The sequence below is a fragment of the Bacillus sp. V3B genome (assembly GCF_024494465.1).
Lineage (GTDB): Bacteria > Bacillota > Bacilli > Bacillales > Cytobacillaceae > Bacillus_BD.
The window spans coordinates 175,781-201,974 of the sequence record NZ_JAETXM010000004.1 but is presented as its reverse complement, the minus strand read 5'-3'; the positions used below and the strand labels follow the sequence as shown (position 1 = coordinate 201,974).

General features: G+C 33.3%; 25 protein-coding genes and 2 pseudogenes. 6 read left to right on the top strand and 21 right to left on the bottom strand.

Annotation, left to right across the window (positions count from 1 at the left end; all coding sequences use genetic code 11):
• Nucleotides 1–17: 17 nt before the first annotated feature.
• The 4 genes from JMM81_RS08000 to JMM81_RS07985 form a co-directional block, all read right to left on the bottom strand.
• On the bottom strand, nt 18–491 hold the full coding sequence (locus JMM81_RS08000) for a YhcN/YlaJ family sporulation lipoprotein (protein ID WP_256241036.1): 474 nt from the start codon (nt 489–491) through the stop codon (nt 18–20).
• A 175-nt stretch (nt 492–666) separates the two neighbouring features.
• Entirely contained in the window at nt 667–873 is a 207-nt protein-coding gene (locus JMM81_RS07995) for a DUF1657 domain-containing protein (protein ID WP_256241035.1), read from the bottom strand.
• A 249-nt stretch (nt 874–1,122) separates the two neighbouring features.
• Nucleotides 1,123–1,416: a hypothetical protein gene (locus JMM81_RS07990; RefSeq protein ID WP_256241033.1), complete on the bottom strand. Its 294-nt coding sequence runs from the start codon at nt 1,414–1,416 to the stop codon at nt 1,123–1,125.
• Between the two features lie 390 nt (nt 1,417–1,806).
• Entirely contained in the window at nt 1,807–2,958 is a 1,152-nt protein-coding gene (locus JMM81_RS07985) for an MGDG synthase family glycosyltransferase (RefSeq protein WP_256241031.1), read from the bottom strand.
• 147 nt (nt 2,959–3,105) lie between these two features.
• On the opposite strand from JMM81_RS07985, the gene JMM81_RS07980 reads away from it, so the two are divergent.
• Nucleotides 3,106–3,957 (top strand): metallophosphoesterase, encoded by an 852-nt coding sequence (locus JMM81_RS07980; RefSeq protein WP_256241030.1) that lies wholly within the window; start codon nt 3,106–3,108, stop codon nt 3,955–3,957.
• Between the two features lie 70 nt (nt 3,958–4,027).
• Here JMM81_RS07980 and JMM81_RS07975 read toward each other — a convergent pair whose 3' ends face one another.
• The 4 genes from JMM81_RS07975 to JMM81_RS07960 form a co-directional block, all read right to left on the bottom strand.
• Nucleotides 4,028–4,588 carry a YkoP family protein gene (locus JMM81_RS07975; RefSeq protein WP_256241029.1) on the bottom strand — a complete coding sequence of 187 codons (561 nt, stop codon included), beginning with the start codon at nt 4,586–4,588 and terminating at the stop codon, nt 4,028–4,030.
• Between the two features lie 551 nt (nt 4,589–5,139).
• On the bottom strand, nt 5,140–5,415 hold the full coding sequence (locus tag JMM81_RS07970; RefSeq protein WP_256241028.1) for a hypothetical protein: 276 nt from the start codon (nt 5,413–5,415) through the stop codon (nt 5,140–5,142).
• Nucleotides 5,416–5,487: 72 nt separating this feature from the next.
• The gene (locus JMM81_RS07965) at nt 5,488–5,643 is read right to left on the bottom strand and encodes a hypothetical protein (protein ID WP_256241027.1); all 156 of its coding nucleotides are present in this window, start codon (nt 5,641–5,643) and stop codon (nt 5,488–5,490) included.
• A 681-nt stretch (nt 5,644–6,324) separates the two neighbouring features.
• Nucleotides 6,325–6,672, bottom strand: a complete 348-nt coding sequence (locus JMM81_RS07960; protein WP_256241026.1) for a hypothetical protein — start codon at nt 6,670–6,672, stop codon at nt 6,325–6,327.
• Nucleotides 6,673–6,886: 214 nt separating this feature from the next.
• Between JMM81_RS07960 and JMM81_RS07955 the strand changes: the two genes are divergently transcribed.
• The gene (locus JMM81_RS07955) at nt 6,887–8,560 is read left to right on the top strand and encodes a ribonuclease J (RefSeq protein ID WP_256241025.1); all 1,674 of its coding nucleotides are present in this window, start codon (nt 6,887–6,889) and stop codon (nt 8,558–8,560) included.
• A 142-nt stretch (nt 8,561–8,702) separates the two neighbouring features.
• Here JMM81_RS07955 and bcbE read toward each other — a convergent pair whose 3' ends face one another.
• The 3 genes from bcbE to JMM81_RS07940 form a co-directional block, all read right to left on the bottom strand.
• A complete protein-coding gene (gene bcbE / locus JMM81_RS07950) occupies nt 8,703–9,965 on the bottom strand; it encodes a bacillibactin exporter BcbE (RefSeq protein ID WP_256241024.1) in 1,263 nt (420 codons plus the stop codon).
• Nucleotides 9,966–10,142: 177 nt separating this feature from the next.
• Complete coding sequence (locus JMM81_RS07945) at nt 10,143–10,814, bottom strand: YetF domain-containing protein (protein WP_375162355.1); 672 nt, start codon at nt 10,812–10,814, stop codon at nt 10,143–10,145.
• 99 nt (nt 10,815–10,913) lie between these two features.
• A complete protein-coding gene (locus JMM81_RS07940; protein WP_256241023.1) occupies nt 10,914–11,297 on the bottom strand; it encodes a hypothetical protein in 384 nt (127 codons plus the stop codon).
• 517 nt (nt 11,298–11,814) lie between these two features.
• On the opposite strand from JMM81_RS07940, the gene asnA reads away from it, so the two are divergent.
• Nucleotides 11,815–12,828: an aspartate--ammonia ligase gene (gene asnA / locus JMM81_RS07935; protein ID WP_256241022.1), complete on the top strand. Its 1,014-nt coding sequence runs from the start codon at nt 11,815–11,817 to the stop codon at nt 12,826–12,828.
• Between the two features lie 198 nt (nt 12,829–13,026).
• On the opposite strand, the gene JMM81_RS07930 is transcribed toward asnA, so the two are convergent.
• From JMM81_RS07930 to JMM81_RS07900, 7 genes and pseudogenes are all read right to left on the bottom strand, one after another.
• The gene (locus tag JMM81_RS07930; RefSeq protein WP_256241021.1) at nt 13,027–13,206 is read right to left on the bottom strand and encodes a hypothetical protein; all 180 of its coding nucleotides are present in this window, start codon (nt 13,204–13,206) and stop codon (nt 13,027–13,029) included.
• A 629-nt stretch (nt 13,207–13,835) separates the two neighbouring features.
• Nucleotides 13,836–14,267 carry a hypothetical protein gene (locus tag JMM81_RS07925; protein ID WP_256241020.1) on the bottom strand — a complete coding sequence of 144 codons (432 nt, stop codon included), beginning with the start codon at nt 14,265–14,267 and terminating at the stop codon, nt 13,836–13,838.
• 166 nt (nt 14,268–14,433) lie between these two features.
• Nucleotides 14,434–16,377, bottom strand: a complete 1,944-nt coding sequence (locus JMM81_RS07920; protein ID WP_256241018.1) for a CoA-disulfide reductase — start codon at nt 16,375–16,377, stop codon at nt 14,434–14,436.
• 222 nt (nt 16,378–16,599) lie between these two features.
• On the bottom strand, nt 16,600–16,995 hold the full coding sequence (locus JMM81_RS07915) for a DsrE/DsrF/DrsH-like family protein (RefSeq protein WP_256241017.1): 396 nt from the start codon (nt 16,993–16,995) through the stop codon (nt 16,600–16,602).
• A 705-nt stretch (nt 16,996–17,700) separates the two neighbouring features.
• Nucleotides 17,701–18,873, bottom strand: coding sequence for a sulfate adenylyltransferase (sat, locus tag JMM81_RS07910; RefSeq protein WP_256241016.1), 1,173 nt, complete (start codon nt 18,871–18,873; stop codon nt 17,701–17,703).
• Nucleotides 18,874–18,927: 54 nt separating this feature from the next.
• A complete protein-coding gene (gene cysC / locus JMM81_RS07905) occupies nt 18,928–19,524 on the bottom strand; it encodes an adenylyl-sulfate kinase (protein ID WP_256241015.1) in 597 nt (198 codons plus the stop codon).
• A 78-nt stretch (nt 19,525–19,602) separates the two neighbouring features.
• Nucleotides 19,603–20,328 (bottom strand): annotated as a pseudogene (locus JMM81_RS07900) (sulfite exporter TauE/SafE family protein).
• A 488-nt stretch (nt 20,329–20,816) separates the two neighbouring features.
• On the opposite strand from JMM81_RS07900, the pseudogene JMM81_RS07895 reads away from it, so the two are divergent.
• The 3 genes and pseudogenes from JMM81_RS07895 to JMM81_RS07885 form a co-directional block, all read left to right on the top strand.
• A pseudogene (locus JMM81_RS07895) lies at nt 20,817–21,308 on the top strand (IS3 family transposase); the annotation flags it as partial.
• A gap of 165 nt (nt 21,309–21,473) precedes the next feature.
• A complete protein-coding gene (locus JMM81_RS07890) occupies nt 21,474–21,845 on the top strand; it encodes a hypothetical protein (RefSeq protein ID WP_256241014.1) in 372 nt (123 codons plus the stop codon).
• A gap of 184 nt (nt 21,846–22,029) precedes the next feature.
• Entirely contained in the window at nt 22,030–22,695 is a 666-nt protein-coding gene (locus JMM81_RS07885; protein ID WP_256241013.1) for a sulfotransferase family 2 domain-containing protein, read from the top strand.
• Nucleotides 22,696–23,766: 1,071 nt separating this feature from the next.
• Here the strand turns inward: JMM81_RS07885 and JMM81_RS07880 are convergent.
• The 3 genes from JMM81_RS07880 to JMM81_RS07870 form a co-directional block, all read right to left on the bottom strand.
• Nucleotides 23,767–23,895: a hypothetical protein gene (locus JMM81_RS07880; RefSeq protein WP_256241011.1), complete on the bottom strand. Its 129-nt coding sequence runs from the start codon at nt 23,893–23,895 to the stop codon at nt 23,767–23,769.
• Nucleotides 23,896–24,187: 292 nt separating this feature from the next.
• Nucleotides 24,188–24,946 (bottom strand): hypothetical protein, encoded by a 759-nt coding sequence (locus tag JMM81_RS07875; RefSeq protein WP_256241010.1) that lies wholly within the window; start codon nt 24,944–24,946, stop codon nt 24,188–24,190.
• A gap of 470 nt (nt 24,947–25,416) precedes the next feature.
• Nucleotides 25,417–26,061, bottom strand: a complete 645-nt coding sequence (locus JMM81_RS07870; RefSeq protein WP_256241009.1) for an FkbM family methyltransferase — start codon at nt 26,059–26,061, stop codon at nt 25,417–25,419.
• Nucleotides 26,062–26,194 lie beyond the last annotated feature (133 nt).

Genomic DNA, 26,194 nt, shown 5'->3' with positions numbered 1-26,194 from the left:
ACTAACCTTCCTTCGCTTTACGTTTGTTCTTTTATCAGACTTTTGATTTTATTGACATCCTTTTTTAAGTTCTTCCTATTCCTGTGATCTTCTTGTAGTTTTTGTTCTAATTGCTCCAGTTCCAAATACATTTTTGAATCAGTCGAGACAAGAACTTTATGATTCGGATATGCTTTTTCTAAGTCTGATTTCACAGTCTTTTCTATCTTTTTTAAGCGAAATCGATCAAATGGATTAACCTTTATTGCTACTAATAACTCCTTATCTGTATTCACAGCCTTCACATCCGAAATTTCTTCCTTAGTAATGACCCTCTCCTTTGCTTGATTGGCAACAGTTTGATTGATTGGATTGCTAGTATGTACTTGTGAAACACTCAAACCTTTATTACTATCACCCAACTGATTCTGATTTTGGTTACATCCTGAACCTACTCCGATAAGCATTAGTACTAAAAAGAAAATTATTAATTTGGTTATTTTGTCTTTCATAAAAACCACCTCAATTACCATTCTTATCGATGAGTAAAAAGGGCTCCCCCATAGGGTCTCTGACATCCACAAAATCATATCCATCTAGAATCATGTTCAACCTATTGATACTAGATATAATCTTGTGGCATCTGAAACCCTTGCTTTGGGACAGCCCTTTTTCTAAATATTTTAATTATTGTTGTTTGTACTGAGGTTCTTCTTCTTCGATCTGTTGAACGCGTGGTGCAACGCTGTCTACTACAGATTGAGTTTGTTTAGCTGCATCTTGGTAAAGTTGCTTCGCTTGTTGATTCTCTGTACCAAGAGCAAATGTTTCAAAGCTAGCTTGAGCACTTTTCAATCCTGCTAGAGTTGTCTTTACGTCACTGATTACTGTCATGAATAACGCCTCCTAATATTTTTTTGACCTTTTTTAGAATGCTTAATGAAGAAGGTTTTTATTCAACTTTATTGGATTTTATATATTTAAAAATTTATATATAATTTTTTGACCTTTTTTGGATAACAAGAAACTTCCATTTATCTTTACACAGTACTAACAGAAAAATTTGTTTTAGATTTTATTGATCCCCATTTCTTCAAATAAAAATGCCCACTTTAATGCGGGCATTTTTATTTGAAGAAATATTTATTTTTTTGTTAAAGAATTTTTATCAGGTACTAATTCCTTTGCAAATTCTGTTACAGCAGCAACGTTTGGCATATTGCCAGTTGTTTGTGTTCGAATACTATTCACTGCATTTTGAACAGGACGTAACATATTTCTGTTTTGATTTCTTCTTAGTCTATATGCGACTGCACTAACCCCTAGACCTAATAAAGATGCCCACATCATGCCCCTATTGTTTCTTTTTCTGCCAAACATCTTAAACATATTTTGTTTTCTCCCTGTATTTAAAAGCGCTGGTATCCAGTTATTCATTTTTAAGCACTTCCTTTATAGAGAATTTGGAAAGCAAACTTTTCCCTTCCACCATTTAATATTTACTTACAGAGGTTTGATGATACTGGCAATCTTTTGATATGGACTCCATTTCAGTAAATCCTTTGATAAAAAAATTAAACTAATTAAAAAAAATCTAGTTGACAAACATACGATAGCTCTTTTTAAAATGATGGTGTTTTAGAAAAGGTCAGAACTATTTTACCTTCACAATCAAATTCGCCCCGCCGAATTTGCGCCCGGATTTTTATCGAGCTCGCTCGATAAATGACCTTTAAAAAATCCGAGGCATCCGCCGGAGGCTTAACTTCATTCAGCCGGGGTTTGAACCCCCACTGAATCAGAGAGCTTTTTGCATTCATCCCCCACTTACAGAAGTGGAGGACTTCTGCTGAATGAAGTTAAAATTTCTGCTATTAATTCTGATGGTTCTTTTGTATGGAGACGCGAGTGAAAATTTGCTACTCGATTTTGATATCTTTTTAGTTCATTTTGATTTTGAAGAATGGAATATAATTGCTCGTAAACTTCACCCTTGTTTAGGTGAAAGACCAAGCCTAAATCCTTTAACTGCTTCAGATTGATTTCTTCTTGACCGGGCAAAGCATCATAAATAAAAATGGGCTTTCGTTTAAAAAGGCTTTCGCTAATTGTCACTCCTCCAGGCTTTGTTAAAATGCCATCCATTTGCTCATAAAGTGTATTCATTTCCTCTCTACAGTTGATATATGGGAAAGGAATAATATGACTTTTGTTCATTCTTTTAAGCTTTTCATATAATTTCCTGTTTTTTCCGCATAACACATAAAAATGAATTTGGTGGGGAGACTTAACCTCTGCAATTTTTTGAATTAAGTCGTCGATTGCACCCACTCCTAGGTTTCCACCGGAAATTAAAACAGAAGATATAGACTGGCTGGAAGGTACTGGTGCTGGTTTCTTCTGTTTTGAAATTTTTGAATGGATCGGAATTCCAGTAATAAAAATCCGCTTGTCGTCGATTCCTTTTTCGTTCAAGAAGTTTTTCATTTGATAAGAAGGTACAAAATGAAAGTCGATATGTTTAACTCCCCAAAAGCGATGTATGAAATAATCTGTGTATACATTGATAATCGGCACTCTTAGTTCGTTTTTCTCTTTCAAGTAATTTAACATATAAGCAGGCAAAGCATGAGTACAAACAATAAGATCTGGTTTTTTTTCTTGTATAAGTCTTTTCATGAAATAAATAAATAAAAATTCATACAGTCGATAACGTTTATGTTGTTCTATATCTTTGTAGACTGAGTTTTGATAAATGGAATTATACATTTCGGGAAATGCTTGTATCCATTTGAGATAAATCTTAGAAACGAGAAGTTCAATTTTTCCATAACTGTATGCAAGAATATCTACTTTATGACACCTTATTTGTGGATGAATTCGCAGGACCTCATCTATTAATGCATTTGCAACCTGATGATGACCAGATGGGATTTGCAAAAAAGGCAAGAATAGAATAGATTTCGTCAATTTTTTCACAAAGCACCTCTTCTTCTATCTAACATATTTGTCATTCTTTCGATTAAGATTATTTGAAAATACTTCCATGGTATTCATTCCATCTATTTCTTGTAAAAATAACATTCTTTTTCATGTATAATCTGTAAAGAAGGAGTGTGATTCCATTTGAAGATATTATTCTTTGCTGCATTAGCCATTTTCCTTTGTTATTTCATCAAAAGAGCCTACAAAAACACGAAGGATATCATGATTAATAGAATGAAAATCAGTACACCATTATCCAGTGGACATAGTCCAAAATTAAATATTCTTCACCTTTCCGATTTACATCTTGAAAATATATCGATTTCTCCCGCCCAACTATATGAAAAGTTAAAAGATGAGCCTATTGATCTGGTTGCACTTACTGGAGACTTTCTCGACCGTAGACGTACGATTCCGAAGCTTGTCCCCTATTTAGAAACACTAAACCAATTACATGCAAAACATGGCATCTATGCCGTTTTAGGCAATCATGATTATGTTTTACGCCAAAAGGACTTACAAATATTAATCGAAACACTTGAAAAATATAACTGCAAGGTTTTACGAAATGAAAATGACATGATTTTTGTTCACGGAACACCAGTCAATATCATTGGCATTGATGACTTTAGTACAAAACATAGCGACCTGGAAGCTTCATATAAAGGAATGAAACCAGGAACAAACTTAGTATTAACCCATGATCCAAATATCGTTCTACACATGAAAAAATATCATTTTGATTATTTACTTGCTGGCCATTTTCATGGTGGACAAATTTGTTATCCAAAAGCATATCACCTTGTAAAAATGGGAAAATTGGTACGAATGAATATGATTAAAGGATCTCATTGGCAAGATGGAAAACCTTTTTATATTAGTGAAGGACTTGGTCAAACCGGTGTTAATATCCGTGTCGGAAGCCGTCCTGAAATAACTCTTCATGAGTTAACGTTAGTTACTGCCGACAGAGAAGCAGTTAAAGCCATTTAAAGAAAAAGCTGTTAACTTTTAACAGCTTTTTTTCTATTAAGGACAGAACTCTTTAAAGGCGATGACTTACTTAATATCTGTACATATTTGATAATTTCTTTTTAGACATAAATAAATATGTTGGCTGCTGATCATTAAGGATATGCCTGATAGAAGCATTTTGACTAAAGAGAATCCCTATTGGCAAAAAAGCTAACCGTTTAAACCATTTGTAAATGGGATGGGATATGTAAACAACCTCAAAACCAAGCCGTTCACAGCCTTTGTTCAACAGGGTAATACCTATAATCCCTTTAATTTCTTGTGAATGTCTACAATTCTGAATATAAACTCCAATACCTGGCAATGACTTTTGAACATAGCGATAAATAATTTTCGCTTTTTTTATTTCACTCTTTATGTCTTTTAGTTCTTTCAATAGTCTAACATTGTGAAAATGAATTTTTACTAACGTATCATTTTTGTTTATTTGCGTTCCATCTGAAAGGACAATATTCCGCCCTTTATACTTTGTTAATCTAATCCGAAAAATATTACCTTTTATTTCTTCACAGGGAAGGCACGTTAGACGTGTGAAAAAATAGTATAAAGGGTCGATTAAACTCCAAAATGAAAGAACATAACCTCTCATGATGTTTGCTCTCCTTTTCTTTTTCTTTTTTATTTTTAATCGTAATGGCCTATATTATTTATGGGAAATTTGACTAAGAATTATCCAAGGTGCACCCTATAATATACATACAATTCAAACAAAAAAGGAACAATATATTTCATAAGTAATGATCTATACAAAAAACATTTAATAAGCGAGGTATTCTTATGAATGAGAAGAACATTAAAAATGTATTAGGAATAAATTCGAGAGCTAGGCGACAGGAATTATTCAACGATAATTTAGATCAATATTTTTTTAACCCTATTATACATAGAGAAATTCATGGTGATGAAATCTATGTACCATTGGATCTAAATAAAATTTGGAATAAAACGGTTTGAGATCAACAGAATCTTATGAAGGAATTTTGAGGAAGTTAAATCGGTGTTAGCGAAATAAAAATGTTTCTAAAGACCAATGGGTGTAATTACCATTGGTCAGATATCCAATAATCAAAGTCATCAAGCACAACAATTAAGTGCAACTACCATAACAGGTCACCTTATGCTAAGCTTTGTATAAACAAATCACATTAATTTGGTTTTCCCCTGAAATTGTTTGTGTTTTTTCACTTCGTTGATCATTTCTTCTATTTCTCTTATATAGTGATCAAATAGCTGATCATTCCCTGAATCAATGAAATTTTGATGATCAATAGAATTCAGCAGAGCAATTACTGCTTTTAACTTTAAATCATCAAAAAACGAAATTTCCGTTTCTCCGATGATTTCTCCTTTTACTACAAGCTCGCCTTTATTATTCTCCATATTAAATGTGCATTTTTTCATATGGTCAATGTCCATGTTTGATCCCTCCTTATTCTCATATGAACAGAATGATTACAAAAAGACCAATAGTTAGTGAGCATTCCTGCTTTATGATTTACGAGCAGTTATATCTCGATAAGGTAAAATTCGCTTTTTTACTTCTTCATAATCTAATCCCTCTGCATCTTGCATAAAGCGATGGATAGCCTGTTTAGGGTATCCATAATTGTGGAGTAATTGTTCAAGGTTCTCTTTATTATCCATGCTATTTACCTCCCATATATATTACATCAATGTAGCTAATCGCAGATATTAATCTTTATCTCTTGATCCAATTTCTTCGGTTGACTCCTTTATAACATTCGTCCTTTAATGTCTTTTCTCTTTTTCCGGTCTAACTCAAATTATAATGATTATGTTTAACAACATGAATATTGCTAAACATAATCAATTTTTCCTCATCACTTTTCTTATCCTTCTGCATACAGTGCCTATTATGCTATAAGGTGGAGATTAAAACATGAGAATTGAGAAAAAAATAACCTATTATGGCTATGATCTCATTATTAACAATGTATGGCATAAGCGATGTTTAAACTGTGAGAAGTGGTATGAATTTGATGGTGAAATGGGTTATTGTAAACGTTGTATCTATGAGATTGAAAACAAGTATATAAAATTCTGTCAAAATCAGCCTCACCTCGATACACAAACAACTTACAATCACTAGGAATAAAAACAACTGTTTCTTATAGCGACTAAAGGGTGCTAGTTATCACTTCAGTTGCTTATATTTTCTTATTTCACAAGGAGTGGGGAACGCGCCCGCACTCCTTTTTGATTTCTCAAAAGTATGTTTTCGGAGTAGACTTTTTATTTTTAATTACATGCACGTCCTAAATTCTGTTCATACATTCTTAAACCAGTTACTTCAGGCATTGACATTTAATCTTGTTTCTTATCATTCTTCTTATCAGATTTTTTATCCGCCATAGTCCGGTATAATTGTGTATTCATACTACCTTGTACAATGGTTTCGAGAAAAAATTCACCAATCAACTTTGTATACTCTTCATCTTCGAACATTTTCTTATTTTGCAATTCCATTTCGGCTAGACCCTCGTATGTTGAAAGAAGTGCGTATGAATGATCACGTCCAGTGATGGGTGCTAAGATGTCTACCTGATGGTTATAATTCTCATTTCGATACTTTTTCATTTCTTGTAAGTTTTCTATTCCTTCTTGAAACTTATCCTGCTTGATTTCAAATGTCTGGTAAACAAAAACAGGCATTTTTTTCACCCCCAATAAATTAAACAAACTTTGTTTATATTATTTTCTTACACCTATTATTTATTCTTCCTGCGATCACTTAGATCTATGGGCTAACATTGTATATGAAATAACCATTTTAATTTTCTAATTAAAACTAGTTCCTACTAGCATTTATAAAAGGGTTTTATAGGGGAATGCTAATCATACATACTGAAATTAGGAGGGAATCATTTTGACCGTAAAAGAAAGTGCATTATCCATTTTCGCCTTAGGTGGTATAAATGAAATCGGTAAAAACATGTATGTGGTTCAATACGCAGACGATATCGTGATTATCGACTGTGGTGGTAAATTTCCAGATGAAAGTTTATTAGGAATTGATTTGATTATCCCTGACATCTCCTATTTACAAGAAAACAAGGAAAAAATCAGGGCTCTCGTTATTACACATGGACATGAGGACCATATAGGAGGCATTCCCTACTTTTTAAAAAAATTAAATGTACCTATCTATGCCACTCGTTTTACACTCGGATTAATTGAATTAAAATTAAAAGAACATAAGCTTCTCAGGGAGACAGAGTTGGTACAAATAGACTCAAATTCAAATTTCAATTTTGGAACAATCGGTGTCACTTTCTTCAAAGTTAGCCACAGTATTCCTGATTGTCTAGGCGTTGTCTTTCATACACCAGAAGGGAATGTTGTTCATACTGGAGACTTCAAATTTGATTTAACTCCTGTGAATGAACAATATTCGGATATCCATAAAATGGCCGAAATTGGTACACAAGGGGTTTTAGCTCTCATATCTGAAAGTACCAACGCTGAACAGCCTGGCTCTACCCCATCGGAACGACTGGTCGGTGGCCATATTGAAGAAGCCTTTATGGGAGTGAAGCGTAAAATCATTATCTCTACCTTCGCCTCTAATATAAATCGTGTTCAGCAAATAGTCGATGCAACATTAAAGACAAATCGAAAGCTTGCATTACTTGGTCGTAGTATGGTGAATGTCGTAGCTGTTGCTATAGAACGTGGGTATTTAAATGTTCCAGATGGGATGCTCATCGATGCACGTGAAGTCAATCAATTACCTCCTGAAAAAGTAGTGATCTTATGTACAGGAAGTCAAGGAGAGCCACTCGCTGCTCTTTCTCGCCTGTCTAGTTCAAACTATCGGGACGTAGAGATTTTACCAGAAGATACGGTTATTTTTGCTGCATCTCCGATACCTGGAAATGAGAAGGCTGTTTCACGTATTGTAGACAACTTGTTTCAACTAGGGGCCAAAGTGATTTATGGATCTTCAAGTATTACAGGGATGCATGCTTCCGGACATGGCAATCAAGAGGATTTAAAACTCATGCTCACCTTAATGAAACCGAAATATTTTATTCCCATTCACGGGGAATTTCGAATGCTGCACCAACACCGTTTGTTAGCTGAAGCCGTTGGAATAGAGAAAAAAAATACCTTTATCATTAAAAATGGCGATGTCGTTGATATTGAAAACTCGGTAGCTCGTCAGACTCGGAAGATTCCAGCTGGAGATACCTACGTAGACGGAGTAGGTATTGGTGAAGTTGGAGATATTGTGTTACGGGACCGTAAACAACTTTCTGAAGATGGAATGCTCGTGATTATTTTAACCATTAATAAGATAGAAGGAAAAATGGTTTCTGAGCCCGACACCATTTCTCGTGGGTTTGTCTATGCACGAGATTCCGAGGACCTCATAAGAAACGTGAATCGACTCGTTAAAACGACCGTTAACGACTTACAAGAAGAGAATATACAACAATGGAACGTGATCAAACGAAACATAAAAAAATCAGTCGGACAATATTTATTTACCCAAACGAAAAGAAAACCCATGATCCTGCCTATTATAATCGAAATTTAATTGAGGAAATAACATTGTTAATTTAGATCCTTATAATCCCTTTTATTTCCTTCTAAAAAATTCAACAAAAAAGAGAGTGAAAAAATCATAAAAACAGGGATTTTTTCCACTCTCTTTTTCTTATTAATTGATTCAATTACATCTATTCTCCTTTTTCGGGTTTAATCGCTATAAAAGTGGCGACCGCTGCAATAACACTTAAACCACTTAAAATATAAAAAAGAGAGTTTTCCGTATACTTCATCATAATAGCCATAGCAGGTGGTCCAGCGGCTACCCCGATAAAACGCATCGAGCTGTAAATAGATGAAACGGTTCCACACTCCTCCTTTTCAATTCCTGATGTAATCAGTGAATCGAGACAAGGTAGCCCTACACCAATCCCAATTCCACTTAACACAAATAAAGTAATCATAAACCACATTCCTTGAGAAAAACTTAACGTTGCGATCGAGACAGCTAGTAGAATAATGCCTCCAAAGGTGATCCATTTCATAAGAACTTTATTTTCTTTAATTAACTTTCCTGTAATATAGGAGGCAATACAAAGTCCCCCCAATGGTATAGCTAGATAAAGTCCTTTTTTTATATGCTTCACATCATACACTTTTTCCAACGTATCAGATAAATAAAATAAAACGGAAAATAACACAAACATAAGAATAATCCCAATAACAAAAACAGCATAGAGCCATTTCCAGTTGTTTTTAAAAGTATCTTTGATATTATTTACAAAGTGTTTAAATGGGATCGGTTCTTGTTTCTTATTAGGTGTTTTCACTAAAAAGAACATGAGTAATATTGATATTAGACAAAAGATTGGAATGGAAAAAAAAGGGATAAACCAAAAGAAACCTGCCAAAAAGGCTCCCAAAATAGGGCTTAATACTTTTCCAAGAGTATTAGACGTTTCGATTAATCCTAATGAACTACTTACCTCTTCATTCGTCTTAAACATGTCACCAACGAGCGGCAGAACAATAGGGAAAGCACCGGCCGCCCCAACTCCTTGTAATGCTCGTCCGATCAAAATAATCCAATAGGGGTTATCCATTTTCCAACCTGCCCATGCAGAAATGAGCCCACCAATTGCTGCTATCGCTAGGCACGGAATGATGACTTTTTTTCTGCCTATATGATCGGATAAAAATCCTGCAACAGGAATTAAAATGATTGCTACAATCGAGTAAATGGTAATAATCATACTGGATTGAAAAGGTGATATCCCAATTTCACGTTCCATCATTGGAAGAACTGGGATTAGCATCGAATTTCCCAATGTCATAACAAGCGGAATGGATGAAATAGACAATACAGCCCATTTTTGGTTATTAGGTTTGTTTTTCGAATCACGTTTTGAGCCTTTTTTATCTTTTTCGGGTTGAATATTTTCTACATATTCCATTGCTGACACGCCTTTTTGTGTATTATATTTTGGAAACATTTTAGTTTTAAAGGTCTTTCAAGAATGACACTACTCCTTTAATATGATCTAATAGATAATGGATTATCCTCCTGTTAACAAATGAGGTACATTCATGGGTGCTGAATATGAAACAAACTCCACTTTACTACATTTGAATCAATACTTTTGAATAAATAGGTCTTTCCCCGGCTCATATTCCGCATAACTAATTTCTTTAGGCCGATCAACACCTTTTATCTTTAACTGTTTATAAAGCCAATCCTCATTTACACCAGCCTTTTTCAAGTTATTCGCTAACACTTCCCCATCACTAATGATCGTTAAAGGAACTGTTCTCTTTTCTCCTTTAATTTTTAAGTCTCGGCATGTGGGCTGATCCACTTCTGATTTTCGCAACACACTAACCCCGCCATTATTCTCCAATATGGCATATTCCACATCTTGAAGTGAGAAAACATCTTTAAACCTTAACAATTCCTGTAGTTGGTCAACATCTATTTGGTTCTTTTTCATTGCCTTCCAATCTAATTTTCCTTGATTAATAATCATGACGGGCCTACCTTCAAATAAATAACGCATCGAGCGGAATTTTTGCGTTAATAATTCTGTAAAAAAAATTAACGATCCCCAGACTGCTATCGCAAATAGGATCTGTAAAATTCCTGCTTTTTGATCAAAGATCGCACTCCCAACAAGTTCCCCCATTACTAAAGCCGATATAAAATCGAAAGGAGTAATCTGGCTCAGTTGATTTTTCCCTAAAAGTTTAACAACAATAAATAGAGCCATATAACCTACTACAAGATCCAATAGAATATTATCATACAAGTACCTTACCTCCACTAATAAGTATTAAGACGATAGACAACTTTCAAAAAAAGTATGGTTGTTAGAATATTTCACGTCTCTCAACAGATCGGCTTTGTATTAATGTGATTTATATTCTGCCTGATAGGAGTTTTCTCCAGCATGGACAGAAAGTAGCGTATCTGCATAACCTACAAGACGATTGACAATTTCATCTGCAAGTGTATAAACAAGCTCTTGTAATTGTGATACATACATTTCTGGATCATCAAAAATAATCGTTGTATTGATAAACATATCCCGATTTCCATAGAGATTATAATGAATGATCACCTTTCCCGCTGCACCACCTAATTGTCTATCTTTAAATCCAGGCAGAAAAACATACCATTCCTCCGCAGTAGCTGATCGAAAATTTTTTGTGAACTTTAAACCTTCAATTTCATTTTCGATGCGTATTTTTAAAAGAGGATCTACGGCATCGATCACATTATCTTTATTCATATTCTCTTCCCCTTCTTTCTTCAGTAGGAATGAAGCTTACTACCGTATAAGTACAAAGGAAAACACGATTAAATGTAACCGTGTTTTCCTTTGTTATTAAAAAGATATTCATTGCTACTGGTTCACAATAGGTGAAAAAGTAAAATGAACTATATATTATCTATTCGGTAGAGGGTAATTTTTCTGAATCCACTGTCTAGAATTACCTATTTCCTGTTTAACCACGATCATGTTTCCTCTATTCTCTATAACCCTATCTTGCTTTTTTTAAGTAATATTATTCATAAAACCTCTAATGATATTTTGACAATAAAGACGATGATCTAATTGATGAAGTTCTTCCATTGATTTAGTAAAGTTAACCAGTACAAAAGTTAATTTATGCTTCGCCTACTATTTTCTAAACTGATTTAGGCATATGCGGATAGCAAACCTCAAAGCTCCATCATAGAGTAAAAAGGGTAATCACCTAAGAAAAATAAAAAATTAGTTTTTAACTGGAGGTATTTCGTAAACAATGACCAAATCCCTTATTGTCCCAAAGGTATATCAACCCAAATTGGATTTTATCCAAACAGAAATGGCAATTAAACAAGGAAAAGAGTATTTTGAAAGCAATCTGTCGAAAGCACTAAATTTAGTTAAAGTATCAGCCCCTATTCTTTTAAAAAATGGAAATGGCGTAAATGACAACCTAAATGGAGTGGAACGCATCGTTTCTTTCGATGCATTAGATGTCAAACATTCATCAATTGAAGTGGTTCAATCTTTGGCAAAGTGGAAAAGATTGGCTCTCACAAAATATGGATTTAATGTCGGTGAAGGACTATATACAGATATGAATGCCATTAGAAGAGATGAGGTATTAGACAACTTGCATTCCATGTATGTGGATCAATGGGACTGGGAGAAGGTCATTACCTATAAACAACGTAATCTAAACACCTTAAAATCAGAAGTACAAAAGATTTATCAGACAGTAAAGTCGACTGAGAATTACTTGTATAAGTTATATCCTCAACTTGAACCTATCCTGCCAGAAGATATTCGCTTTATCACGACTCAAGATCTCGAGGACAGGTTTCCAAATTTAACCCCAAAGCAGCGAGAAAATGAAATTGCTAAAGAGTTTGGCGCTGTCTTTATTATGCAAATTGGCGGCAACTTACGTTCTGGTGAAAAGCACGACGGACGCTCCCCTGATTATGATGACTGGAACCTAAATGGAGATATTGTTCTTTGGTACCCAATCTTAGAAAGGTCATTTGAAATTTCTTCTATGGGAATTCGAGTAGATGAAAAGACTCTGTTAAAACAACTAAGGCTTTCCAACAATGAGGATCGAAAACATCTTGAATATCATCAATCGATCCTTAATAAAAAGGTTCCTTATACAATAGGTGGAGGAATCGGACAGTCCAGATTATGCATGTTTTTACTAAAGAAAGCCCATATCGGAGAGGTTCAAGCTTCTGTATGGAATGATCAAACCATAGAGAATTGCAAAAAAGGAAATATAACACTTTTATAGGTTTTTTTAACCAATAAAAGCCGATTTCAATAGAGTTCGGCTTTTTTATTGGTTCTTCCCCTTCAATGATGGACCCTCTACCCTAGAACCATCTATAAAAAACTGCTCAGGTTCTAGTAGAAATATATAAGTTTTGACCCAAACTCCATGGGAAAAAGGACTGATATTATTCAGCCCTTCTATATAGAATATCCTGAATCATTCATTTTCTTCAGGGTCTTCTTGATAATGTTCATTTAAAAATGGATTTTCAGTTGTAGCGAAATGAACTGATAGTAAACTCATCTCCGGATCTAGTCCATATAACCCTTTCAAAGTCTTATTAACCTTCTCACCACTTTGAAATTGAGGTTCTCCATCTTTCTCTTTCTCTTTCATCAACATCACCTTTTCTTAGTCATTTAAAGTCTGCTGCAAATCATCTATGTTATTTCTATCAGTAGTATTTACCGACTTTTATCTAACATTCCTTGTATAACCATTTTCCAACAACTACAACAATCCACTCATCTTATCTTCAAGTAAGAGATAATATCTCATCCGTTTATCCTAACTCACATTTTTAAATACAAATTCTTCATCGTACCAAAACACAATATAATCATATTTTATTTACCTTACTACGAGCACGTAAAAACGAAAATGGCAAATTTATCGGACGAAGGATTTTTGACTTATTAATGTGTATTTAGCACATAGTGTAATTTCATACGATCTTTTGTGTTGTAACACCTAACGTGTGACGAACTGTATGAATGAATTCAAGAAAACGCTACGTTCCTAAACTTATTTTCAAAAAGCAAACAAAGAGATATTTATGACAACATCTCTTTGTTTGAATACTCTTTCCTCTTTTATGAAAAACTCACTTTAATTAAATAAGTTGTTAACGTTCATTATTTTTTAAAAACAATTGTTTCAAGAAATAAAACAATCTAATCCCATACATAAATGCAGGGACTCGTGGTTGTTTATTTTACTTATACACCACTCTAGATTTTATATCATCAAAGTGTATTTAGACTATCATCACTCCTTGGTTCATCAAATATTTCATTCTCTTTGTTTTCTTCATTATCATGAAAAAACCTCTTTAAACCTTCTTCTATAAAAGGTTTATTTTCAGGTAGGGTTTCTGAAATATCATTTCCTTTTCCATCTCTATCAATTAAAGATTCGTTATTTGGATCTATATAGGGTAAAATATTCTCTAAGAAAAAATTTGTACCAGCGCTTACGAACTGCTTTCCTTTATTAATGACCTCATTAGGTGTAAACCCTAAAAAGACAACCATGACTAAACCGATGATAACAATCGGCATCACTAATCGAAAGATTGAACGCACGATCGACACTATAAATAGGATGGCGATGATAGATATAATTAACTTTAACATCTGCTCATTAGAATTAGAAAAAACTGATAACATATCATTCATAAGGCACTTCCTTTTGAATTAAAATAGTATTCTTTATTACCTTTATGAACGAAATAAAAACCTTTCAAACCTCAATTTTAATGTTCTTACCTAAAATAAACAGGGCATTCAAATTTGAATGCCCTGTTTATTTTATTTAAAGTCAGCCAGGCGTATTAGCCTCGTGTTATTTCTTTTGGATCCAAAATTTAAGAACTGGACCATCTTGTTCCGTTTTTAAGATCGTGTGGCCAGCATTTTTTGACCAGGCAGGCAGATCACTTAATGTGCCTCGGTCGGTTGCATGAAGTTCTAATATTTGATTGCTCTCAATTGACTCAATCCCTTTTTTCAATTTCACAATCGGCATTGGACAAGTTAACCCAGTAACATCTACAACTTTATCAACATTTATATCGTTGTTATCTTTTATGATTGTTTCTCCAAGCTTATTCGCTGTTATTTCAACACCTGTATGAATGTTGCTACCAAATACAGAGGAGTACGTTTTCCAACCACCATCAACATTTTTCACACGATATCCGTTATTTTTTAGAATTCGGCAAGCTAAATACCCTCTTAATCCAACTTGACAGCTAACATAAATCGTTTGATCTTTTGGTATTTCATCTAATCGATTTCTTAAATCGTTTAACGAAATATTGCTAGATCCTTCAATGTAACCAAATTCACGTTCCATTGGTTCACGAACATCAATTAACAGTCCACCACTAGAAACCACTCCATCTACTTCATACCATTGGATCTGTTCCAACTCTCCGTCCATAACGTTTGTAGCAACATAGCCAGCCATGTTTACAGGATCTTTTGCAGATGAATATGGCGGGGCATAGGACAATTCTAAATTCGTTAAATCCTCTACCGTTAATCCACCTTTAATGGCTGTCGCAATGACATCAATTCGCTTCTCCGCACCCTCTGCTCCAACAGCTTGAGCACCAAAGATTTCTCCTGTTTCTTTATCAAAAATTAACTTTAACGCAATCGTTACAGCCCCAGGATAGTAACCCGCACGAGAACTTGGATGAATATGAACGACTTCATATGGAGTTTCTAAATGTTTTAATATTTTCTCATTATTTCCAGTCGCAGCAACTGTTAAATCAAACACTTTTGCAATAGACGTTCCAAGTGTTCCTTGATACTTCTCTTTTTTTCCCATCATATTATTCGCTGCAATACGGCCTTGACGGTTAGCTGGACCTGCAAGTGGAATCATCGCCTTGTTACTATTGATGTAATCAACGACTTCAATCGCATCCCCAACAGCATAAATATCTCCATTTGATGTTTGCAGATAGTCATTAACAACAATACCGCCACGTTCTCCTAATTCAAGACCTGCCGCTTTTGCTAATTCATTTTCAGGTCGAACCCCAATTGAAAGAATAGTCATGTCTGTCTCAATTTCCATTCCATCTGATAAAACTACTTTTTTTCCATTATCTGCAAATGATTGGACACCATTTTCTAAGATGAGGCGAACTCCTTTTTCTTGTAAATGAGCGTGTAAAATGCTTGCCATTTCAAGATCAATGGGTGCCATCACTTGGTTGCCCATTTCAATAATCGTTACTTCAATCCCGCGATCGACTAGGTTCTCTGCCATTTCAATCCCGATAAATCCTCCGCCAACAACGGCCGCTTTACGAGGTTTTTGCTCGTCTACATAGCTTTTAATCCTATCGGTATCAGGAATATTTCTTAAGGTAAATAAAGTTTCATTTTCTTTTAAACCTGGGATAGGAGGTACAATCGGTCTTGCCCCAGGAGATAATAATAATTTGTCATATGTTTCACCATATACTTCATTATTTTGTAAATTCTTAATCGTCACCGTTTTCTTTTCAGGATTTATGCTCACAACTTCACTTAAATTGCGAATATCGAGGTTAAAACGTTCTGACATTCCTTCGATTGTTTGCACTAATAGTTTACTGCGGTCCTTAATCGTTTCACCAATATAATAAGGCAAACCACAATTGGCAAATGAAATATATTCTCCACGTTCTACTAAAATAATTTCTACGTCTTCACTAATTCTTCTTAACTTTGCTGCTGCTGTTGCTCCACCCGCAACTCCACCTACGATGATTACCTTCTCTGTCATAAAAAATGCCCCCTAAAAGTTAATTTAAATTATACATGCTCAACCAGTCCACCATTACCCAGTATGGTATATTTTTTTATAAAAAAAAGGAAATAAATGATCATGGTTGAAAGTGGCTTACAAGAGAAACAGCTCTTTTTTAAAATAGAAAACGAAACGGATTCACTCTCCTGCAAGCTTTGGAACACTACTATTTAACAGATCTTTTTTGCAACGCTTGTATTAAAATGTGAGTGTTACGTCAGCACCTTTAGCAAACTGTAGGAAAGTTACAGCTCCACCAACTTCAATTCCATCGACAAACACTTCTTGTTCAAGTCCCATGACATCCATTGTCATTTGACAACCAATCATTTTAACTCCCAATTCCTGCGCCATTGCTACCATATCTGGAATAGCCGGAACATTTGCCTTAGCAAAGCCTTCTGCAAAATTCTCTTTTCCTGCTGGCATTGGTAATTGTTGATTTGCTTCTTTATGAACGAAGTTTAATCCTTCAAATGTAAAGAAAATAGCTACTTCTTGATCCATTGAAGCTGCAGCTGTTGCGATATTAAATACCTTATATGCATCAAATAATCCACCATTGCTTGCGATAATTGCTACTTTTTCACTCATTTTTATGCCTCCTATTAACCTTCTATTATTATTAGACTATTTCACATTGAATTAAATTTTATTACCTGACAAGAGTTATGATATACCCATACAGGTATAATGTCAATACCTTCTTCCGGTGAATGAGAAAATCATTTAAAAACACTGTTTTCGTATAGATTGTTGCTTTATTGATCATATTACTAATGAGTCGATATAATATTGTTCAAGTGTGTGGTTAGATGTGAATGAGCTTACAAATACGGAACAATTAGAACTTTTTAAAGCGTTGAAATAAGATTAGCAAACTACTTAAAAATATTCGTGAGAGCCGTTTTAATAAAATATTTTAATTTATGTATATAATATGGAAAAAGGAGGGGGGTTAATATGAAATAATATTGTAGCGTGTGTAACATTGAATTTAAGGATGATGATCAAGTAGCATTAGATCTTATGGATAAACTCACTCATATTGATTGCTTTGATGACAACCCTGATTTAATTCTCTTTTCTGGTAGATACAAAGACATCTCGGAGAACTATGATAAAGTATTACATTAAACGTATTTTGCTAGTTTTTGTTGAAGAATAATAAAATCAAAGTAACAATTAAAAGATGCCGAAGAAAATTTATTTGCTACTTTCCATTTTCAATAATAATAAAGAATACATGAAATAGAGTGTTCTGATAAATCCTAATCCACTTAGAGATTACGATTATCCTTAATTATTGTGTTTCATACCTTTAATTAGCACTTCTGCCACTTCTGGACGTGTGAATTCTGACGGTAACTGACGACCATTTCTAAGCATTTCCCTAACTTTTGTACCGCTAAAAATAATCCGTTCATTATCAGAATGAGGACACGTCTTTAAAGAAGCCATATTCATACACTTCTTACAATAAAAGCTATGTTCAAAAAACATTGGTTTGATACCAATTACAGCGGGATCAAATTGGCTAAAAACCTTTTGTGCGTCATAGGTGCCATAATAATTTCCCACACCTGCATGATCACGGCCAACAATAAAATGTGTACAGCCATAATTTTTTCGAACAATTGCATGAAAAACAGCTTCACGTGGTCCTGCATAACGCATAGCAGCTGGATAAATAACGAGCCTAACTCGATCTAGTGGATAATAGTTGTTAAGCAGTACTTCGTAGCTTTTCATTCGAACATCTGCAGGGATATCATCTTTTTTCGTTTCACCAACAAGAGGATTTAATAAAAGACCATCAACTGATTCTAAAGCCACTTTCTGTAAATATTCATGTGCCCGATGAACGGGATTCCTTGTTTGAAACCCAACAATGGTATTCCATCCTAGATCAGTAAACATTTCTCTTGTTTGCCTAGGGTCCATATAAAATTTTTCAAAATCTTCATGTTTTGGACGATTTAATAAATAGATAGGACCAGCTAGATACACACCACCTTGTTCATATAGCTTTTTAACCCCTGGATGATGAGGATCTGTTGTTTGATATACAAGCTGCGCTTCTTTCTTTTTGTCATATTCATATATCCCTTCTAAATGAATCACTCCATAATAGGTTCCATCCACCCCTTTCAGGAAGACTTCATCTCCAAGCCTTAATCCTTTCGCTATTTCTCTTGTTACTGGTAAAGTAATAGGAATGGTCCAGGGTAAGCCATTTGATAAGTGCATATCTTTTAAGACGTTTTCATAATCCTTTTTCCCCATAAATCCGTTAAGCGGGCTAAAACCTCCATTTGAAATCAATTCTATATCTGAAATACTCCATGTTGAAATCATAATTTCAGGCAGTTTATTTATTTTTTGAAGATAGCTTTCACGTTCATTTCCTTTTAATACACGTTGAATTAGTCTGCCGCCATGTGGTTCAATAAACTTTTTTGACACATCCATGTTTTCCACTCCTTTCACTGAAGAACTACTCAGTAATGTTCTAAATCACTAATTTTACAAATAATCATTTTGTTTTATATAATTGATTATTTTGTCTACACATTCATTAGCAGAATACAGATTCGTTTCAATTATAATTTCAGGTTTTTCAGGTTCTTCATAGGGAGCTGAAACCCCCGTAAAATTTGAAATTTCTCCTTGTCTTGCTTTTTTATATAATCCTTTTGGATCTCTATTTTCACATTCTTCCAATGAACACTTCACATAAATTTCAATAAATTCACCTTGACCTACCTTTTTTCTGACTTCCTTACGATCACTAGCATAGGGAGATATAAAAGTAGCTAAAGTAACAATACCTCCATCCACAAACAATTTAGCAATTTCACCAATGCGGCGAAGGTTTTCTTTACGGTCTTCTGAATTAAAACCAAGGTCTCTATTTAATCCTTCTCGGAGAATATCACCATCAAGAATGTACGTGGATATTCCCATTTCATGAAGTTTTTTCTCAACTAGATTAGCTATTGTGGACTTACCTGAACCTGATAAACCTGTAAACCAAAGAATAAAACTTTTATGTCCATGTAATTCTTGTCTGTCCTTTTTTTTCACATTAAACAAATGAGGAAAAATATGTTGTTGACTCACGACTCTGCTCCTTTTCTACTATAAAATCAAATAATAACCTCAATTCTATTTTCAATTTTTAAGAATTGTGGCAAGGAACTATCCTTTGTTTTTCCTAATGACAAAGAGAATAGCAACCATCCAACCAATAACAATACATGAGTTAATTAATACATCCCATAAATTATTTATAAACCACACTTGTAGTAAGGTTTGAATATTTGTTAAAATAATAAATCCGCCTACGAGTACTCCTAATAAATAAGGAACCCTAACGTTGCTGAAACAGCAATCGCAAACTCACTTGTATCCACGGTGCCAATAACTTTTCTAGCTGAGGATCCTTTTTAGGATAAGAGTACAGGAGTTGTAATTGGTCCCCATCCGGCTATAAATCCTAATAAAATCGACTTTTTTCTTGATAAATCAATTGACTTTTGTTCGCTTTTCTAATGTTCCATAAGCAAAAAACGAAAAAGAACATATCCCCCGAGAAATAATAAAAATAAGGAAATATAAGGCTGTATAATATCACCTGGTAAATTACTCAAAAAACATGCTCCTAAAAAAGACCCTATAGATCCAGGAATAATTAATTTAAATACAGCTTGTCGATCAACATTTCCAAACTTTATATGAGAAATACCAGATATTGCGGTTGTCACTACTTCCACCATGTGTACAGTTGCTGAAACAATAGCAGGAACAAGTCCAAATTCCAATAAATAATAAGGATGTAGAAGTAACACCGTATGCCATCCCTAATGCTCCGTCTACTAATTGAGCTAAAAAACCAATGAATACAAAAATGATGAGTTTTCTCAGACATTACCCCCTACAAAAACTGCTCCCTTTTCTGCTTGTTATTCGTCTTTTTAATGACTATAAGAGAGCAACCGTAAAGTATATATATTATTAAATTCAAAAATCTTTAAAAAAGCACGGCTAAAGTACAAAAAATGGCTAAAATCCAATAACTTCAACATAGTATCATAATGGGAATATCTTGAATGACAATAACCTCGTATTTTATTAATTTACGGGGCTTTACGTTTTTAAAGAATACTAATTAGCTTTCCTATTGAGGTAAATCTAGATCAAATTTCCACTATCTAAGGGGATGTACTTATACTCTGTACGACGGTAAATGTTATATTTAATATTTGTTTTTAGATAGAAATTACGAGAGGTGTCTTTCCTAATTTAACATTAGAAATGAAGATATACGGTTAATGCTAGTATATTTTCATGGACACATCTTAGTTAAGTTTTTCCATATTTGACTAAAATATAAATGAAAGGATGTGTCCTTAATTCGATCAATCATACAGAAAAAGTACCGTCCTTATTCAAGTAGGTAAACGGTCGAAGAACGTGAGAACCTAATCGGTCGAGACTTCTCTACGAAAACGATCAATGAGAAATGGGTGGCGGATATTACCTATATCCATACTCTTAGAGAGGGTTGGTGTTATTTAGCTTTTGTGCTAGATTTGCATTCTAAAAAGATTGTTGGCTACTCCTTTTCACGAACGATGACGACTGACTTAGTGATAAAAGCGTTAGATAATGCGTACCAAACACAACAGCCGTCAAAAGGACTTACGATTCATACAGATTTAGGATCTCAATATACCAGTGAAGAATTCACAAAACACATTCGATCTTTAGGCATGAAACAGTCATTTAGTCATAAAGGTTGCCCATATGATAATGCCTGCATCGAATCGTTTCATGCCACTTTAAAAAAAGAAGAAATCCACCATGTAAAATACTTAGATTATCAATCAGCCAACATTAAAATTGACTTAGATACATTATTTTAATTCTGAAAGTATCTTGTGTTATGTAAAAAGGAGTGGACAAATATAAAAAGTAATTTGATAAAGGAATTTACGGTTCTTTTTAACAGTTATCTAAATACAATATATATGTATAAAATTAAATGTTAAGAAAGGGGACTATTTATTATGTTTATTCATACGACAGGGCAAGTAGGTGTGGAATTATTAAATATTGGTTCTGTTCGCATCGATATTATGAACAAAACTGAAGGAACATCTCAAGTAGCTAATGTTTTGCTTTTTAATACAGGAGTATCCCCTAAAACTCTAATAGCTTCGGATACTATTTTAATTCCTCCAAGTAGTGGGGACTCCGTAACTTTTACTCCTTCGGTTTTTCCTACTAGTTATGAAGTTGTCGTAAGAACAAATGATCAAAAAGTTATTCCTTATATTTCTGGGATAAACCTTCTTCAAGCAACTGTCGTCCCAAGTGTAACATTTAAGTATGGGGATTTATTTGTATATGAACATCCAGGTACAGTTCAATCTTCGTAGATAAGAAACTATATTAAATAGGTTAAATATGAAAACTTTTGGTTTTTAAATAGACTTCATGTATTGCAAGTTTGGTCCCTTTTCATAACAGAATGGCTAATATTTTTTAAATTTCCATTAAAATTAGTTAGTCCTGTACTATAAAACGAGGATTAGCATTAATATATTTAATTAGGAGAAAGTTATGATTATATCTCATAAACATAAATTTATCTTTATAAAAACGAAAAAAACAGCGGGCACTAGTATTGAGATTAGCTTATCACGATTTTGTGGTGAGGATGATATAATAACCCCGATTTATCCAAAAGAAGATGAAAATATAAGAGCAGAATTGGGCAAATTTCCACAAAACTATGTAATTAAAGTTCAGGAAAACAATCAAATCAAGCAAAAAGAATTTTATAATCATATGCCTGCTAAAGATATTAAAGAGTTAATAGGAGTAGATATATGGGGTTCTTATTATAAATTTTGTTTTGAAAGAAATCCGTGGGATAAAGTTATTTCTGCTTACTTTTTTGTTGCTACGAAAGAAGAAATAACTTTTGAACAATTCCTTGATTCATATTTAGGGTTTTCCTGCAATTTCCCTTTATATACAATAGATGGTAATACAGCTGTTGATTTTGTTGGTAAGTACGAAAGTTTAGATAAAGATATAATCAGGGTTTGTAGGAAAATAGGATTACCATATGATGGATGGCTTCCAAAAGCTAAGGGGAATTATAGGAAAAATAGGAAACATTATACTGAATTTTACACATTAGAACAGAAACAAATGGTAGAAAGATATTTTAAAAAGGAAATTGATTTATTTAATTACCGGTTTAATTCCGATGCAATTTAAACATATCACTAATTTAAACATATCACTTTAGTAGAGTCTAATAGTTCTAACATATATTAAGTTTAAATATCCTAATTTATAGGCAGTCAAAGGATAGAGCGAAATTATCACTTTGTTCATTTTTAAAAGAGCAGAAAATTGTCAACTGCATTCATTGGCTTTTCGCAAAATGGGGTTTTTAATCTTGGAATCAAGAAATTTCTAAAAGCCATTATTAGAAAAAGGTTACGAAACACTTAACTTTGCACAGTATAAGTGTTTCGTAATCTTTTCATGTTTTGTCAAGCTACAATAAGGAGAATCTTGCTTACTTATGTTCTTAACCTGTAGCCAAAAATAGCTACGCATATATATATTTCTTTTTATTCTGCGAACAACATCCTCCTTTTATCTTAAATTGGAGTGGATAAACATACAAATTGATTTAATAGGGGTAATTTAACAATTATCTAAATATAATACTGATGGATATATCAATAACAGTTAAGAAAGGAGCATTCCTGTTAGAAGTTTTTTCGGAGACTTGAACAAAAAAGAGCCCTCTTGGTATGATACGGGGTGTCAAATCTCGCCGAATTGACCCCTAATTTGCTAACCAAGGAGGACTCCACAATGAATTTTAAACAAAATCAAAAAATTAATCTCGACCGATTAGGTTCTCACGTTCTTCGACTGTTTACCTACTTGAATAAGGACGGTACTTTTTCTGTATGATTGATCGAATTAAGGACACATCCTTTCATTTACATTTTAGTCAAATATGGAAAAACCTAACTAAGATGTGTCCATGAAAATATACTAGCATCATAAACTAATACTTCATTGAAATATCTAGTTATACTAAATTATTAAGGCACCTTTGATGCAAGAAAAATTCTTAGCCAATTCAAGCCTGTTGCCATTAGTATCAAACCGATGTTTTTTGAGCATATTTTTTATTGTAAAAAGTTCAGGTGAGAGGAAAAGTCCTAAATGGGCAAACATTACCTTTTTTATTTAAGTCCATATAAAACTTTTAAAATAATCCATGTTTAGGACGGTTTAATAATCAGATTGGACCGGCTACACCGGCTACATACACATCCCCATGTCTATATAGCTTTTTAACTCCCGTATGATGAAGGTCTTGGTTTGATAGACAAGCTGTGCTTCTGCTTTTTCATCATTTCCATACAGTTCTTCTACAATATACCACTCCATAATAAATTTTTTTCACTATTTAGGAAGACTTCATCCTTAACCGTTAATCCTCTTTTCTTTTATGACTGGTATAAGTAAAGTTTGAACTTTTATTAAAAAATAACTCTTCTTTTAAATTACAGGGCTCCTCATTTTATAAAAATAATTTTTAAAACTTTTAAAGAGACAAAATCTAGACTAAATTTCCTTTTCCTAAAGATCGTACTTATCTATAATCATCAAAATATGTTACATGATTACCAGTTAAATTTATACTTTTTTGTAATTTTTTTCATTTTTAGTTAGTCTTGTTTTAATATCTAAAAAATTTATATAAATCATTCATAATAGGTTCCTTTTTGAAATTAGACCTTTCATTTCGGCTCTTTTCTCCCGCATTGAAATCAATTCCAACCTTATCAATAGTACCAACACTAGTTTTTTGTACATTTAATAACTGAAGTTGTTTTTCATCTGCTTCAACAAGTAAGGAGTCTTCACATATTTTCTTCCCCTCAAACATTTCATCTGTAATTGGTTTGATATTCTGATCAAACAGATGAAGATGTTTCGCAACTTTTTCAATTTGGCAAATGTTAGAGTAATCCAAGAAAAAATCTACCTCTTCATAACTAGCTAATGCTGATAAATTCATAACATACCAATAGAGTGCATTTTTATCCATGCTATTCTTTATATTTTGTAGATATTGTTTAAGATCATTTTCAGAAATAATATTTTTTTCCTGAACTTCAATAATTAACCTATCCCAATCATTTGGGTAGGGTAATCCCTTCCCTAATAAATCCCATTTAAACTTTGATAATGAGTTCAAAACGTCATAAAGATTTCTAATGATTACAACCGTATAATCTGGTTTCATAATTTTATTAATGGCTTTAATTCGACCATTAGCCCTTATAAATTTTGTTACGGTACTGATATTTGCAGGAAGCAGACTTGAAAGAAAATTAGAATGATCTTCGGTAAGAACCCCATCTGTATTAATTAAGTCGGAGTTAATATGAGAGTGTATACCATTTTGATATATTCCAGTTAGTTTTCGGTTCAACCAATAATATGGTTCATATTAGTTTTCGGTTCAACCAATAATATGGTTCATAATTTACTTTAACAACCCCTTCCTTGCTTGCAATTAAATATGCTAAATATAGTTGAACTGCTTTTGTACCTGATCGTCCTACCCCAAAAATATTTATCTTCATTTAATTATTCACCCTTAGTTTCGTCTGGATTAAAAAATATTGTTCATATTACTGCTTTTTTCTTATAAGGATGATTCACTATTTTTTGAAAATTCAAAAATATTAACTTTAAATACTTGTTTCTATAAAAATAGTTCATATGAGTAAGTTAAAACAGACACAAGGCCTATACAACATAATCTTCTATAGTGTTTGTTTTATTTTTTAGTTGATATATAAAATTTTAATTACTTTCAAAAGTACCCTCCAATTAATACTATTTAACAATTTTCAATGGGAGGGTACATTTTTTCTTTATAACGTTAATTTGATCTAACTAATTATGTGAAAACTTACTGTTTTTATGAAGATATACGTCATCCCAAGATAATCTTTTCACTAATTTGAAGCCTTTACCTGATAAAAAATCTCTAACATGTTCATCATTAAAACCATTTTCAAGAATAATACATTCAATCTTTACCTTATTATAATTAATTGATTGAAGTACTTGTAATTCAGAACCTTCAGTATCAATACTTAGCAGATCAATATGGGTAACATTATATTGGTTCAATACAGATTGTAGCGGAAAGGTTTGAACTTTTATAATCTTAGGATTTTGACCAGATTCTTTAATTCGACGGTTTACATTAGCCCTATGTCTGTTATCATAATTATTCTCCAGACCGCTAAGCATAGCAATATCGCCCTGTAATTGTAAAAAATCCTGATACCCATTTTGGGTGGAGATTGCTCCCTCTATACAAATGCAATTTCTATTTTTTTTCAATAATTTGTATACTTCAGGTAATGGTTCAATACAAATACCTTTCCAACCTTTAACTTTTTCAAAAAAGTAACTATTACTTAACTCAATTCCATCATGTGCACCAACGTCCACAAAGAAACCATTTTCCATACCTTTAAAGATCTTTTCGTTCGTATATTTATCCTGCCCAATTTGACTATAATATGGCATAAAATCACCTTCCAATTTTTTTTTCACATTAGTCCTATATCTTCGATTATTAGCTCAAACAAAATTAACCTATATTAATAGGTATTTGTTTAAATAATCATTAAGGGAATCATTCACCAACACTTTAAACTAA